16 protein-coding genes and 1 pseudogene are annotated in these 14,310 nt (G+C 64.0%); 15 read left to right on the forward strand and 2 right to left on the reverse strand.

Features of this window, described 5'->3' with window-relative positions:
* Window positions 1-602: 602 nt before the first annotated feature.
* Complete coding sequence (locus ACCD11_RS05415) at window positions 603-950, forward strand: DUF2958 domain-containing protein (RefSeq protein ID WP_413312808.1); 348 nt, start codon at window positions 603-605, stop codon at window positions 948-950.
* A gap of 12 nt (window positions 951-962) precedes the next feature.
* Here the strand turns inward: ACCD11_RS05415 and ACCD11_RS05420 are convergent, their stop codons facing one another.
* Window positions 963-1,280 carry a helix-turn-helix domain-containing protein gene (locus ACCD11_RS05420; protein ID WP_145745795.1) on the reverse strand — a complete coding sequence of 106 codons (318 nt, stop codon included), beginning with the start codon at window positions 1,278-1,280 and terminating at the stop codon, window positions 963-965.
* Window positions 1,281-1,422: 142 nt separating this feature from the next.
* On the opposite strand from ACCD11_RS05420, the gene ACCD11_RS05425 reads away from it, so the two are divergent.
* The 13 genes and pseudogenes from ACCD11_RS05425 (at window position 1,423) to ACCD11_RS05485 (ending at window position 12,337) form a co-directional block, all read left to right on the forward strand.
* Complete coding sequence (locus tag ACCD11_RS05425; protein ID WP_413312810.1) at window positions 1,423-1,764, forward strand: DUF2958 domain-containing protein; 342 nt, start codon at window positions 1,423-1,425, stop codon at window positions 1,762-1,764.
* Between the two features lie 125 nt (window positions 1,765-1,889).
* A complete protein-coding gene (locus tag ACCD11_RS05430) occupies window positions 1,890-2,075 on the forward strand; it encodes a transcriptional regulator domain-containing protein (RefSeq protein ID WP_309928881.1) in 186 nt (61 codons plus the stop codon).
* 67 nt (window positions 2,076-2,142) lie between these two features.
* The gene (locus ACCD11_RS05435) at window positions 2,143-2,685 is read left to right on the forward strand and encodes a DUF2285 domain-containing protein (protein WP_261380369.1); all 543 of its coding nucleotides are present in this window, start codon (window positions 2,143-2,145) and stop codon (window positions 2,683-2,685) included.
* Window positions 2,686-2,777: 92 nt separating this feature from the next.
* Window positions 2,778-3,074, forward strand: a complete 297-nt coding sequence (locus tag ACCD11_RS05440; RefSeq protein WP_225612725.1) for a helix-turn-helix transcriptional regulator — start codon at window positions 2,778-2,780, stop codon at window positions 3,072-3,074.
* A gap of 26 nt (window positions 3,075-3,100) precedes the next feature.
* A pseudogene (locus tag ACCD11_RS05445) lies at window positions 3,101-3,925 on the forward strand (replication initiator protein A); the annotation flags it as partial.
* 200 nt (window positions 3,926-4,125) lie between these two features.
* Window positions 4,126-4,887, forward strand: a complete 762-nt coding sequence (gene parA / locus ACCD11_RS05450) for a ParA family partition ATPase (RefSeq protein WP_309928887.1) — start codon at window positions 4,126-4,128, stop codon at window positions 4,885-4,887.
* Window positions 4,884-5,147 (forward strand): chromosome partitioning protein ParB, encoded by a 264-nt coding sequence (locus tag ACCD11_RS05455; RefSeq protein ID WP_192322844.1) that lies wholly within the window; start codon window positions 4,884-4,886, stop codon window positions 5,145-5,147. Before parA ends, ACCD11_RS05455 begins: the two co-directional genes overlap by 4 nt.
* Window positions 5,144-5,674: a DUF2840 domain-containing protein gene (locus ACCD11_RS05460; RefSeq protein WP_413312814.1), complete on the forward strand. Its 531-nt coding sequence runs from the start codon at window positions 5,144-5,146 to the stop codon at window positions 5,672-5,674. The genes ACCD11_RS05455 and ACCD11_RS05460 overlap by 4 nt, the downstream gene beginning before the upstream one ends.
* Entirely contained in the window at window positions 5,671-6,183 is a 513-nt protein-coding gene (locus ACCD11_RS05465; protein WP_374710874.1) for a S26 family signal peptidase, read from the forward strand. The genes ACCD11_RS05460 and ACCD11_RS05465 overlap by 4 nt, the downstream gene beginning before the upstream one ends.
* A 453-nt stretch (window positions 6,184-6,636) precedes the next feature.
* Window positions 6,637-8,607, forward strand: a complete 1,971-nt coding sequence (locus ACCD11_RS05470; protein ID WP_413312816.1) for a DUF3363 domain-containing protein — start codon at window positions 6,637-6,639, stop codon at window positions 8,605-8,607.
* 211 nt (window positions 8,608-8,818) lie between these two features.
* Entirely contained in the window at window positions 8,819-10,189 is a 1,371-nt protein-coding gene (locus ACCD11_RS05475) for an aspartate aminotransferase family protein (protein ID WP_145745788.1), read from the forward strand.
* Between the two features lie 501 nt (window positions 10,190-10,690).
* On the forward strand, window positions 10,691-11,227 hold the full coding sequence (locus tag ACCD11_RS05480) for a GNAT family N-acetyltransferase (RefSeq protein ID WP_309928897.1): 537 nt from the start codon (window positions 10,691-10,693) through the stop codon (window positions 11,225-11,227).
* A 687-nt stretch (window positions 11,228-11,914) separates the two neighbouring features.
* Entirely contained in the window at window positions 11,915-12,337 is a 423-nt protein-coding gene (locus ACCD11_RS05485) for an ATP-binding protein (RefSeq protein WP_309928901.1), read from the forward strand.
* Window positions 12,338-12,467: 130 nt separating this feature from the next.
* Here ACCD11_RS05485 and ACCD11_RS05490 read toward each other — a convergent pair whose 3' ends face one another.
* Window positions 12,468-13,199, reverse strand: a complete 732-nt coding sequence (locus tag ACCD11_RS05490; protein ID WP_309928903.1) for a GntR family transcriptional regulator — start codon at window positions 13,197-13,199, stop codon at window positions 12,468-12,470.
* Window positions 13,200-13,486: 287 nt separating this feature from the next.
* Here ACCD11_RS05490 and ACCD11_RS05495 point away from each other — a divergent pair, with 287 nt between their 5' ends.
* Entirely contained in the window at window positions 13,487-14,299 is an 813-nt protein-coding gene (locus ACCD11_RS05495) for an amino acid ABC transporter ATP-binding protein (RefSeq protein ID WP_309928905.1), read from the forward strand.
* Window positions 14,300-14,310: the final 11 nt, after the last annotated feature.

Genomic DNA, 14,310 nt, shown 5'->3' on the forward strand with positions numbered 1-14,310 from the left:
GGCGTCTGCGCGGCGCCGGGGGCGCCCGGCTGGGGGGGGGCGCTTTCTCTGCCGAACGCACCGATGGCCCGCGAAGGTTCGCGGGCGTCGTCGTGTTGGCGTTCGTGTTCGCGGCTCGTCTTTTTTGTGCATGTGCGGATATACCCAAAAGCGCAACTCCGCATTTGCGCTTTGTCGAAGAGCCGATTCCGTGCTTGTGCTGACCTGCGGTTTTACGTCGATGTGTGGAGTCGGAATGACGGTTCCTCGGATTTCAGCTGATGCGCTTCCATGGTTTCACGATTCCGTGCGTCTCCAACGATGCCGGACCGCGCTCTCGTGCTGCGCATCGAGCCGCCCATGGCGTCTCGCCCCGTTCGGGCTTCCATCGCTGACGCCTTCGCACCTGCGGTGCTGCGCGCTGCGCTTGCGATGCGGATGCCGTGGTTGGGGGACTGTCTTGCTGTTCCCTTCATCGTTGCACGCCGTTCTCGCGTCAAGGTCGGCGCGTGCCTTGCGCGCTGGCGTCCTGGCGGCCGTCTTCGAACCCTGACGGCTGCGCTGCGCCGTGCTGCGTCCGGTCTCGGGCAATTCCGCCCGGATTCCTTCCAAGGAGAAAGACCATGACGAAGCTCATCACCGACGAACAACGTGCGCAGCTGCTGGCCAACGGCCGGCGATCCATCGAAAACGACGGATTCGATCCATATCCCGTGGTCAAGCTGTTCACGCCCAATGCAGGTGCGACCTGGCTCCTGACCGAAATCGATCCGGATGACCAGGACCGCGCCTTCGGCCTGTGCGATCTGGGGCAAGGATTTCCCGAGTTGGGCTACGTGAGCCTTCAAGAGTTGGAGAGCTTGCGAGGGCGCTGGGTTCTGCCCATCGAGCGCGACTTGTACTTCCAGGGTGACAAGCCCATCAGCGCCTATGCACGCGAAGCCCGGCTGGCGGGGCGCATCGTGACATAGGCGCCGCGGGCATCAGTCGCCGGCTTGTCCGGCGGGCGGCTGGTGCCATTCCTTCGGAAGCCTGGCCTCCGTCTCCAGCAGCAGTTCGCCCGCGCTGCGGTCGAGTGCCCGGGCTATTTTGAGCACGAGGACCAGCGTGGGCATGTGTTCGCCGCGCTCGATCTTGCCCATGTGCGAACGCTCGATGCCGGCCAGGTGCGCCAGCGTTTCCTGGGCAACACCATCCGCGGTACGCAGTGCGCGCACCACGGCACCGAACGCCAGCGCGGGCGCGACCTCGAAGGTCGTCGCGCCGGCCGGCCGTCCACGCTGGATGGTTCGCTTCTGCATGGACAGAAGCGTCCCGGTTCAGCACAATTTAAACCACGTTATCTTTAACTCAATCTGGCGTCTAATTAATGCCTCTTGGAAGTACTTACCTGCGTCCTTTCCCCTTCACGGCAGTAGCTTCAACCCCTCTTGCGGAGGAACCATGACCCTCCTCACCGAACAACAGCGCACCCGGTTGCTGGCCAACGGCGCGGCCCGCGCCACTGGCCAGGCCATCGATCCCTATCCCATCGTCAAGCTGTACACGCTGGACGCGCCCGCCTGCTGGCTACTGACCGAGCTCGATGCCGATGGCGATCGCGCCTACGGGCTTACCGATGCCGGCACCGGCTTCCCCGAGTTGGGCCGAGTGAGCCTGTCGGCGCTAGAGAGCGTGCGCGGCCCCAAGGGCCTGCGCATCGTGGCCGATCCGCATTTCAACGCGCGTCAGCCGCTGTCAGCCTATGTGGCAGACGCACAGCGCGACGGGTCGATCAACGACTGAGCTTCATGACGGTTGGGTCGCGCGGCAGCGTCGCCGCGTGCGCGACAGCGCACCGCCGCAAAAGCCAGCCATGCCAGCCATACCTGTGGCAGCGTACTCCCAGGCAAGAAAAACGGAGTTCCGCCATGACTGGCCGCAATATTGAGGATCAGCCGAACGCACCCTGGGGCGTGTCGGCCGCCTATCTGTACACGCTGAGCCTCGATGGTCCCGCACTCGCTTGGGAGTATCTGCGCCGCCATCCGCAGTACCAGAGGGACTGGGCACGGCGCGGTGCATCGTTCGAGCGATGGGGGTTGCGATGGCGCTGAAGATCCAACTCTCGACGCGCGTGAGGCGCATCCGCTCTGGATCACGGCGACTGATGATTTGCTGCACGTGCGCGCATTGACTGCGCGCAGCGCATCTGACCAGCAGTCCTTCGACCTGTGGCGTGTGCCTGGACGCAAGCGCCTGGCGCTGGGCGGCGCAGGCCTGACGCTGCTGGCTGAGGTGTCCGCGCAGCATTTGCATGCGTCACTGGCTGGTGACCTCGCCGACGGGACGGCCTACGCCGTCACCGTTCCGCTCGGCCCTGCCCTGCGTGGGCAACTCGACACATTCACCGTGCAGGCACAGGCCCTGCAGGGCCTTTCACCCGCGGCAGGGGGCGTGCGGGCTGCTAGCCGTGCCGAACTGCTGCATCTTCGCGCCCTGCAGGCGCTCGACGGCACGCAGGCCGGCGCGTCGCATCGCGACATCGCTCAGGCCCTGTTCGGCCTCGAAGCCGTGGCGTTGCGCTGGCAAGCCGATGGTGAACTGCGAGCGCAGGTCCGGCACCTGCTGCGGCGCGCCGAGGCGTACATGAGGGGCGGCTATCTGGTCCTGGCGGGGGCCAGGCGCACCGTAGCACAGTCCCCCGGAGACGAACCGATGCGCTGAATCTCTCCCTGCGCAGGAAGGCCCTTACTCCCGAGACTGCCTCCATCGGGCTGCAAATGGTTTGCGGCTCACCGACAGTGATGGAGGCCGTCATGGCGAGTGCCAGTTCCCTGTATCCCACCCGCGCCCCTGCGCCATCGCTAAAGGCGCAAGCGGTACCCGCCGCGCCAGCTAACCCCGAGTTCCTGACCACCGAGGAGGCCGGCGCCTTCCTGCGGCTGTCGCCGCGCACGCTGGAGAAACAGCGCGTGTTGGGCGGTGGCCCACGCTTCCGCAAGTTCGGCGCGCGTGTGGTCTACGCGGTCGAGGACCTGCGCACCTGGGCCAACAGCCGCGCCTACGGAATGACCTCCGATCCCGGCTACGTGCAGCGCGACTCGGTCCGCTGATCGATGCAGGGCAGGGGCCGGTCTCAATGTCGAAGCGCCCGAGTGAACGCGAACAGCTGTCACTGTTCCGCGCATTGCCGGGCGGCGACATGGCGCTGCGCGACGCGCAGGACCTGATGGCCTACCCGTTCTTCTCGCTGGCCAAGTCGCCGCGCACCGTGCCGGTCCGCTTCGAGGCCGGCGGCGTGTCGCTCACCGTGGAGGGTGTCCCGGAACACGGCATCGCCACCATCTGGGATGCCGACGTGCTGATCTGGGCCGCGAGCCAGATCGTCCAGGCCAAGAAGGAGGGCATCGCGCCTTCGCGCCTGATGGTGGCCACGCCCTACGAAATCTTGCGCTTCGCGCAGCGCGGCACCGGCCGCAGCGACTACCTGGCGCTGCGCGCCGCGTTGGACCGGCTGCAGTCCACCACCGTCTCGACGACCTTGCGCCAGCGGGAGCGCCCCAACGGAGCCAGGCGCACGCACCGCTTTTCCTGGATCAACGAGTGGAAGGAGTACATCCGGCTCGATGGCCGCTCCGACGGCATCGAGCTGATCCTGGCCGACTGGTTCTTCTCGGGGGTGATGGACGAGGCCCTGGTGCTCACTCTGGACCCCACGTACTTCCGGCTTTCCGGAGGCATCGAGCGCTGGCTGTACCGGCTCGTGCGCAAGCATGGCGGCCGGCAGCCCGGTGGCTGGCGATTCGATATGCGCCATTTGTATCTGAAGTCCGGCGCGTTGCAGCGCTACCGCGACTTCGCCGCGCATGTGCGCGGCCTGGCTCTGCGCCAGGCGCTGCCGGGCTATCGCCTCTTCATCGAGCGCAGCGGCGGCAGCGAATGGCTGGCGTTCCGCCATTGCCCGGACGTCGTCGTGAGGGGCGACTTGTCCACAGCTTCTGTTGAAGAACCTGTGGATGGTGTGTGGACGGACTCGGTGGATCACCGGCGCGCGACTCGGGGTATCACCGGCGCTTCTATCGGTAGATCACCGGCGCGAAACATCCCCCAAGCCGCGCCCAGCAACGGTTTCGGGTCTCCCTAAACATCTAAAGGGATACATAAATGGAAGTCACGCGCGCACGAGCGGAGGATGCCCAAAAAATGGGCAATGGTTCGGCGACTGCAAATCAGGCAGGTCCAATACCCGAGATCCGCCTCCCGGCAAGAGAAGACAGCCGCCCCGGCAAGGTGATCGCGTTGCTCAACCAGAAGGGCGGCGCCGGCAAGACCACGCTCGCCACGCACCTGGCTGGCGAGCTGGCCTTGCAGGGAAGCCGCGTCACGCTGCTCGACGCCGACCCGCAGGGGTCGGCCCTCGACTGGGCGCAACGACGGCTTCAGAACAGGCAGGGGCGGCTGTACAGCGTCTTCGGGCTGGCGAGGGACTCGCTGCACCAGGAGGCGCCGCAGATCGCTTTGCAGACGGATTTCGTGGTGATCGACGGGCCACCGCGCGTCGCGGCCCTTGCGCGTTCCGCGCTGCTGGCCGCCGACCTCGTGCTGATTCCGGTGCAGCCGAGCGCCTACGACGTGTGGGCCAGCCACGAGATGGTGCAGCTCATTGCAGAGGCCCGGGTGTTCCGGCCTGCGCTGCGCGCGGCCTTTGTCATCAACCGGCGCGTGGTCGGCACGGTGATCGGCCGCGAGGCACGCGCCGCGCTCGCCGATCAGCCGTTCGCCGCGCTGACGGCGGAAGTCTCGCAGCGCATCGTGTTCGCCGACAGCGTCGCCGCGGGGCGCCTGGCCTGCGAAGTGGCGCCGCAGTGCGCGGCCGCGCGCGAGATCGCGGCGCTCGCGCAGGCGGTGCGGGAGATGCTGCGATGACCAAGCCCCTGCCATCCGCGAAGCCGCGCCGGGCGTCCATTGGCCGCAGGCCCGGTGCCGATCCGGCATCGGCCTGGGTGCGGCAGGCGGAAACGCTCGAGCTGCCAGCCAAGGCCTCCATCTACACCGCGCGGCTCACCATCGACGTGACGCCGGCGCTGCGCGGACGTATCAAGGTGGTGGCATTCCGGCGCGACCTCACGGCGGCGGACATGCTGCGCGAATTGCTGGAGCGTGAGTACCCGGAGGACGCGGCATGACGGCGCCGGCTTCGCATCCGACGCCAACCGTCTCGCAGGCTTCTCTGCAGGCGGTGGCGCCGCATTGGCCCACCGGGATGCGGGTTTCGCTCGCTTTCGTCGAGCATCGGGTGAACGTCTGGTTGCGGTTTGGTCAGCCAACCGCGGAGATCGTGCTGGATCGTTGGCGGCGCGTGGCGATGTTCACGCCACGCAAAGTCTGCTGCCGCGTGAAGTGGATCGGGAATGACTACGGCACGGCGCTCTGGCAGCTCATGGTGCTGCAGGCGCCGACACTATTTGACGACGCTCAGCGCGTTGCCGGCGTGGCACCCGGCGCGCGCATACTGCTGCGCGCCGACGGCGAGCTGCAGGTCAAGGCGGTGCTCGCGGTGATTGACGCCGTCGAGGCGCTGGGCATCGACCCGTGCGCAGCCGCCGCCACATACTGGCGCACAGTCGGCAACCGGCTGGCCGCACGTCAGTCGTTGCCCGTCTACACGGCCGAGCGACATGCGGCGCATCTCGCGCGCGAGGCGCTGCAATGATGCACCGCATGGTTTTCGCCTGCATGGGCATCAGCCTTGCGGCACTGTGCGTGCCGGCCATGGTGCAGGTTCCGGTGCGCCTGGTCTACAACCCAAGCGACAGCGTGGCGCGTGGCTGGTATCGCATCGAGCCGTCTGAGTCGCCGCACGTTGGCAGCATCGTGCTGGTACGGCTTCCGGCTGATGCGGCTGCTCTCGCGGCGCAGCGGGGCTACCTGCCGGAGGGCGTTCCCTTGCTCAAGCGGATCGGTGCCGTGGCGCCGCAATCGATATGTGTGCGAGGAAGCGTCGTGCGCATCGACGGCGCAGCGGTGGCGGCGGTGCTGGCGCAGGACGGCACGCATCGCCCCATGCCAACTTGGACGCAGTGCAGGACGCTCGCGGAGGGCGAACTGTTCTTGCTCAGCAATGCCCATCCTGCGTCGTTTGACAGTCGCTACTTCGGTCCTGTCCATGCGTCTGCGGTGATCGGCAGCGCGCACGCACTGTGCACTTGGAACACGCGGTGAGTGTTCTTCCGTCTCGCCTCCAGGCGGAGATCGCATTGCGTTGGTGCGTGCACGGCCCCTGCACTGAACATGCGCCACAGCCGTGCCCGGCCCTGCGTAGCCCGTGCTTCCGAACGGCCGCCGCGCTGGCGCTCGGGCTGCATTCTGCCGTACAGACATCCTGCCGCCAGCGTGCAGCGCCAGCTGCACCGCCGCTGCCCTTCGGGCAGCGTTGCGCACCTCGTGCGCGGCTGGCGGTGGGTCGGAGCCGGGAGCGGATGCGGGAGGCGGAGACGGAGGGCAAGATAAAAGGGGCGGCACGCCTTCGCCTGCCGATCCAGTTTGCACGTGGGTTTGGCGCGGCACGGCACCTTGCAGTGCCTGTGCCGCGCATGCATGCAACGCGGTTCGCCGCCAAGCATGCCTGCGTGCCGTCTGCGTTGCTTTGTGTTGTGTTGCGCTGGAGCTTGCGCCATGGCCTCGCGTAAAGACACGCAGGATGGCGAGCGTTTTCGCGTCAGGCCGGCGGCGCCGAGGTCGCGCGCCGGGCCACGTTCGCAGCGCTTCGTCTCGCATGTCCTGAAGGCGGCCTCGAAGGCCGGCGCCAATGCTTCAGGTGTACGTATTGGGCGGCCAGCATCCATCTTCGGCCGCGGCCGCGTGGCTGCCGGCATGGCTGACCACCGGCTCCCGGCGAACGCCCGGCGCGTGGTCATCAAGTCCCGCTTCGTGGTCCTCAAGAAAGCGGGCGCCAGTTCGGTCGCCGCGCACCTGCGTTACATCGAGCGCGACGGTGTCACGCGCGATGGGCAGCGCGGCCAAGCCTACGGTGCGGCCACGGACGAGGCGAATCTCAAGGCCTTCGAGGAACGAGGCCGAGGCGACAGGCACCAGTTCCGTCTTATCGTTTCAGTCGAAGACGCCGAGCAGCTGGAAGACCTGCGCGGCTACACGCGCGAGCTGATGCGGCGCATGGAGGTGGATCTGGAGACGCGGCTGGACTGGGTCGCGGTCGATCATTGGGACACGGACAACCCGCACACCCACGTCGTGTTGCGCGGCAAGGTCGGCGAGGGGAGGGCGAGCCGGGACCTGGTCATCGCCCCGGACTACATGGCCCACGGCATGCGGTTGCGTGCCAGCGAGATCGCGACCGAGTGGCTCGGGCCCCGTACCGAGCTGGAGATCCGGCAAGGGCTGCAGCGAGAGGTAGAGCAGGAGCGGCTGACTAACCTCGACCGGGCGCTGTTGCGGCAAGCGGCGGCCGATGTGGTGGACCTGACCCAGGCGCCAGAGAAGACCGCGAACCTGCGGCAGCGCCAGACCCTGCTGCGTGCCCGGCTGCAGCGGCTCGAAGCCATGGGGCTGGCCGAGCGGCTCGACGCGAACCACTGGCGGTTGGCGCCGGGCGTGGAGCGATCGCTGTCAGCGATGGGCGCGCGCGGAGACATCCTGCGCGCGATGCACCGGGCAATGAAGGGCGACAAGCGCGAGCTGGTGATTGAGGCGAGCCCGACAATGTCCATCGTCGGGCGCATCACAGGCAAGGGCTTGGCCGACGAACTGCACGGGCGAGGCTATCTGGTGGTCGATGGCGTCGACGGACGGGCGCACTACCTGAAGCTGCCGGTCGGCGCCGACTTGTCGGCGCTTCCGATGGGCGGGATTGTGGAGGCGAGCCCGCCGGCGCAGGAGCGGGCGGTGGACCGCAACATCGCGGCGGTCTCGAGAGATGGCGTCTACAGGACCGCCGAGCATTTGGCCCATCTCGAGCTGGCCAACGATCCGGATCCTCGATCTGCCGTGGATGTCCACGTGCGCCGACTTGAGGCGTTGCGCCGTGCGGGCGTCGTGGAGCGTGTGGCCGATGGCGTCTGGAAGGTGCCGTCGGATCTGACGGTGAAAGCGCGACAACACGATGCGCAGAAAGCTGCAGGACCGACCATCGAGTTGCACTCCCACCTGCGCATCGATCAGCAGGTACGCGCCATCGGCGCCACCTGGCTGGACAGGCAATTGATCGATGGGGGCCGCGGCTTGGTAGCGCAAGGCTTCGGTACCCAGGTACGCGATGCAATGCGCAGCCGCGCGGAGTTCCTGATCGAACAGGGCCTGGCCGAACGTCGAGGTCGGCGTTTCGCGCTCGCACGTGACCTGCTGTCGACCTTGCGGGATCGGGAATTGGCGGTAGCTGCCAAATCCTTGCAGGATCAGACCGGCCGGAGCTACCGGAGACTGAAGGACGGCGAGCGGGCCAGCGGCACCTATCGCCGAAGTATTCAGCTTGCCAGTGGTCGCTTCGCCATGCTCGATGACGGGGTGGGTTTCGCCCTGCTGCCTTGGCGACCTGTGATTGAACAGCACCTGGGTCAACAGGTCTCCGCCGTCAGCCGTGGCCAATCGGTGACTTGGCAGTTGGGGCGGCAGCGGGGCATCTCCGCATGACGACCGCCCGGCGTGCATTGCCGATTCGGGCTACCGAGCCGAGGTGATCTCGGCCAACATCGGTTGGACCAAGCGTTGTCGGACCGTATTTCATGAATGCAGAGCCGCCGCCTCGCGGCCTAGCCACCTCACGAAGCTGTCCGCTCCGTCCTTGTCCGTCGCAGCGATGCGGCGATTGCTCAACCCCGAATCCGACCGAAAAGCTATGACTATGACCGAGACCGATCTGGAAGCCCTCAATTTCCCCGACGCACCGAAAATGGTGTCAGCCGAGTTCCCTGGCCCGAAGTCGGCTGATGCGCTGGCCCAGTCGGCACGTACCGAATCCATGGCGCGCGGTGCCGGTCGAGCGCCCGTGGTGATCGATCGCGCTTTCGGCGTGACTTTCAAGGACCCCGACGGCAATACGTTCATCGACCTGTCGGCTGGCGTTGGTGTAAGCAGTGTGGGACGTTGCCATCCCAAGGTGGTCGCAGCCATGCGCGAGCAATCCGAAGTGCTGATGCATGCCATGGAGGTGAATAGCACGAAGCGCACGGAGTTGGCCACCAAGATCTCTGAGATCATGCCGGAAGGACTGCGAGGCGATTGCATCACGTTCTTCACGCAGGGCGGCAGCGACGCGCTCGAAGCAGCAGTGAAGTTTGCCAAGCGCGTCACGGGACGGCACCAGATCATCGCTTTTCATGGGGGCTATCACGGTGTGTGGAACGCCTCCGTGGCGCTGACTACCGGTACAGCCTATCGCAAGGGCTACGCTCCCTTCATGGGCGGCGTAATTCACGCGCCCTATCCTTATGCTTATCGGTTTCCATTCGACACCAATCAAAAAAGTGCCGAACAGATCGCAGGTGAGTACGTCGACTATCTTCTGAATACGCCATACACGGCCGCCGACGATGTTGCAGCTGTGATTGTCGAACCTGTGCAGGGCGAAGGCGGATACGTGCCGCCCGCGCCGGAGTTCCTGCAAATATTGCGCAAGGCCTGTGATCGCAGTGGCGCGCTGCTAATTGTTGACGAGGTGCAAGCCGGCGCAGGTCGGACCGGCAAGATGTGGGCGGTGGAGCACTCTGGCGTGAAGCCGGACATGCTCACCTTCGGCAAGGGCATCGGGGGCGATGTCCCTATGGCAGGACTCGTGATGCGCTCAGACCTAGCGGCAAAGATTCCGGACGGATCAGTACCGAACACCTTCGCAGCCAATTCGGTCTCCGCCGCCGTTGCGCTCACCAACATCAGTCTGTTGCAGGATCCTTCGCTGGGTCTGCTGGATCGCGCTCGCTCGCTTGGTCAGGAGGCAAAGGAGTACATCCAAGGCCTCAACAGTCCGTTCATCGGCGAAGTCCGCGGCTTGGGGCTCATGATCGGTATCGAGTTGGTGCAGGATCGGGCGACCAAGGAGCCCCTGAGCCACGAGAAGATTGGCGAGCTGATGGGCTATGTTCTGAGCCACGGCGTGATGATGGTGCCATGCGGGCGCTATGGCAATGTGATGCGCGTGATGCCGTCGCTCACGATTCCGCGATCGCTGTTGTTCAAGGCGCTTGACATCTTTGGACGGGGCTTGTCCACGCTTTGACGGGGCCGCAACGCGACGAGCCGATATGCGCCACGCCTTGCCAGCGGCAAGGGAGACGCTGCGTGGCTGCGAAAAGGTCATGGTGCCGCACGCGGATGATCGAGGCCTCCGTTGCTGGGGTATCTGCACACCGCGCACCAAGATTCTTTCCCGATCGGCCTAGCCTGCGCGCAGAAGAGCCAGCTTGTTTTCGGACTATGGGTTTCATGTAGCGCGGCCCGAGAGTGCGGTGAGGTGGGACGCAGCTTGTCCATCGCCAAGCTGCCGCGAACTGGTTGTGAGCTTTGCGTTGCCGGACGCCACGATCAGGTGCTCCGCTGTGTGCCCAACGGGGGGGCGCCGTGGTCGCTGACGCGATCGTGCATCGATGACGGCGGATGAAACAATCTCGCAAGTCAAAAAATCCCCTGCGTGATGGCGCTCGGCGAAGTGGCTTCAAACCACTATGAATGAGACCTCTATCACTATTGCCTTGCGGCGAGTGGAACAGGAGCAGAAGTCGTGAAGAAAAATTGGCAGGAGATCTGCCTGACACTCGAGATTGCTCGCAAGGAGGATCTGCGGGGATTCAAACGGGAGCTGCAGAAAGCATTTGCTGCAGGCATGGTCGAAGCCCTGGGCACCAGCCCGGACGAGCTCATCCCCTCGGATGAGGACATGGAGAAATCGTTTGGCGCGACGGGTGCCGTCACCTGTCACATCTTGATGAATGGAGCCCGGGTCGGTGGTGTAGTACTGAGAATTGACGAGGCCACCCAGTACAACTCGCTGGACCTCTTTTTTGTGTCGACCGGCACTCACGGCCGTGGCGTCGGACTCCAGGCCTGGAAGGTCATCGAGGCTCGTTATCCTGAGACGAAAGTCTGGGAAACGCACACGCCGTATTTTGAGAAACGCAATATCCACTTCTACGTGAACAAATGCGGATTCAAAATCGTAGAGTTTTACAACCGGCGCCATCCCGATCCCGAGCATCCCCAGCCTGCAGGTCTCCCCGGGAGGTGGGACATGTTCAGATTTGAGAAGCTCATGGTTTAGGGGGGCGCTTGTTCGGTAAATCGCGTCGTAACCAGCACGCCGAACTGCGCTTGGGTCAGCACGATGGCCTTGCCGCTCGATCTCGCTTGGCCAGGCAAACCGTTTTTCCACGCTGGCCGGGGTTTCGCTTCCGGAGCCGGTCGGCAGATGCGCCAACATACGTCGGCGTTTGGGTTTTTGGGGATCCCACAAGTGATCGTGCCTGAGGTGGGTTCCTTTAGGAGGCTCAGTACTTCGCGGAACATCGCGACCCTCTGCGCCTGACGCTGGCCGCACACGTACGACTGTCATGCGTATTCCAGCGGACTTGGTCACTCAATCTGAAGACCTAGTCACTGCATCTGATGACCATGAGCATCAGAACTCTGAAAATTCACTTCCTATTGGAAGTTCCGAATTCTTAGATCGACGGATGGAATAGCTTCCGCCTCCGTCTCTTGGATTTGGGGCAAGCAGCGGGGCTGGAGGTCTATTTTCTGAATCTTCAGGCCCCTGCCAGGCCGCCGGAGGCGCCCCGGTTGAGTCATGTACTCATGGCTCAACCTTCATCAGGCGGACGGCAACGATGTCGCCGCCACGCTCACTTCGGAGTGCTTTTACACGACTTGGTCGCTCGCGGTTCCTGGACGGCCTAGGCTGCGCTGACAGGTCTCGATACCATCTCGTCAACATATCACTGGCAATCCGATGCTTCCATACGCCCTCGACCAAATCGACGCCGCTACCTTCCAGGCTATCTGCGACCAACGTTTCAGCGAGAGCGGAACTGTAGATTTCAAGCAGGAGCTCACGCGCAACGACGACAAGGGTAAGAACGAGCTCGCCAAGGACGTTTGCGCACTTGCCAACGCAGACGGCGGCGATCTGGTTTACGGGGTCAAAGAAGACTCCGCAGGTGGAACTGCCGAAAGCGTGGCGCCCCTCGTGGGCGAGTCCTACGACGATGCATCTCGTCGCCTGCTTCAGACGCTCGAGTCTTGGGTCGAGCCTCGCATTCGGGGAATCCAGCTCAAACACGTGCCGCTCAAGGGCGGATTCGGTCTCGTGATTCGCGTGCCGGCGTCGTTCGATGGTCCTCTGTCCTCTCAACTGAGAGTAGAGACAGCGTAGCGCGGGCAGGCTGAGTGCAGAACGGCGCAAGCTTCATGCTGCCGCTACAGCACCGGTTGAGGCCTGCGAGCGCGCTCCGCATATCGTAGGTGCGCGGGATATCCTGATTTCTATTTCTTGATCAACGTTCTCACGTTCGTAGTGACGCCTTGGCCGATGAGGCCGTGCGCCCCGGCGAATGCAAGAGATCAAGCGTCCGACTGGCCACGTCCAGAATGTGATCGCGGGCATGCCGCTCGATGAGTACCGGTTGCTCGCTGCGTTCGAATGCGGCCACGAGCCATTCGTGTGCCTCGAGGGCAGACTTGCCGCTGTCGGGGCCGAGCGTGTGCAGGATCGCGGCGTCGCTGTGAAACACGAATCGGCCTATCGCGGAAGTTCGGGCATGCAGGCTTGCCATCTGTTCGATCAGTGCCAAGTTCGTACACCGGGCGTTGATCGTTGCGTGAAACTCATGATTGCCGTCCGTCCATCCGGCAAAGTCGTAGGCAACGAGCGACTTCGCCATGCCTGAGTTGATGGCGCGAAGCTTCTTGATGTCCTGAGCGGTGATGTTCGCTGCCGCGCTCGCTGTGGCGTAGCCCTCTAGCACCGCAAGCAGTTCCATCAGTTGAAACCAGATGGTCGGATCTGCACCCGAAACCTCCGCTCCAGAATTGGCGCTGAACTTGATCAGCCCCTCGGCCTCCAAGCGTCGCACAGCCTCTCTCACCGGTACCTTGCTGATCGACAACTCGCGTGCGAGCGTGTCCAACACCAGACGTTGACGAGGTGCGAAGGTTCCTCGTTCGATGCCAGACTTGATGTACTCGTAGGCGATTTGCTGCTTACTAGCGGCGGACGTGGGGGTTCTGCTGGACATTAAGTTGGGAGGACTGGGGCGCTGAAGTGCGTTCGAGATAGTACGGCAACGCGAAACCGTGACGCTTCGCCGATTACGCGGCACTGACGTCGGCGTAGACCCTGATCATAAAAATCTCGTAATACCGTTGTCATCAGATTCCTTATCGGATACGATTTCGGACACGATTCGTAGTGTAGCTCCTCGTCGCGAAGCGCGCTATCGCGCCGCATAGCTGCCCTGCGGACCAATTTGAGGCCGCCATCTTTTCCGCTCTAGATCAACGTCCTGCACCTCGCATCGTGACCATGACCAAGCCATCGCCTGCCGCGCATCCCGAAACCTTGCTGAGTCTGCGGGGGGTTCACAAGCGCTTCCATCAAGGGACAAAGCGCGAGGTGACGATCCTCAACGGGGTTTCGCTCGATGTCCCCAAGGGCAAGGTCACTGTGCTCCTTGGGCCAAGTGGTTCGGGCAAGAGCACCCTGCTGCGCTGCACGAATCTCATCGCGCCCTTCGACGAGGGCGAAATGACGTTCATGGGCGACACCTGGCAGGCTGAACCCAAGGGTGCAGGCCTCTTCTCCCGCTGGCAGCGAGAGAAGCGCTTGGTACGCCTTCGCTCCCAGATCGGCATGGTCTTCCAGCAGTTCAATCTGTATCCGACGAAGACCGCACTCGACAACGTAGTTCTTGCGCTTCGACTGGTGAAGAAGATCTCCAGGGCCGAGGCTGAGAAGATCGCTCTGCAGGAGCTCGAGCGCGTCGGCCTTGGCGCGAAAGCCCAGTCGTACCCGAGCCAGCTATCGGGTGGCCAGAAGCAGCGTGTGGCCATTGCGCGAGCGCTTGCCATGAAGCCCGCGCTGATGCTCTTCGACGAGGCCACCTCGGCCCTGGATCCAGAACTGCGGGGCGGCATCCTTGAGGAAATGAAGAAGTTGGCTGCGGAGGGTATGACCATGATCGTCGTTACCCATGAGATCAGCTTTGCACGCGAAGTTGGTGATCGCGTGGTCTTCATGGACCACGGTCAGATCGTCGAGGAAGGCACCGCCGAGGCAGTGATCGACAACCCGCAGAACCCGCGGACCCAAACTTTCCTGAACTCTATCTTTTCTTAATCCTGAACTGA

The sequence above is a fragment of the Variovorax sp. Varisp36 genome (genome assembly GCF_047304235.1).
Classification (GTDB): domain Bacteria; phylum Pseudomonadota; class Gammaproteobacteria; order Burkholderiales; family Burkholderiaceae_C; genus Variovorax.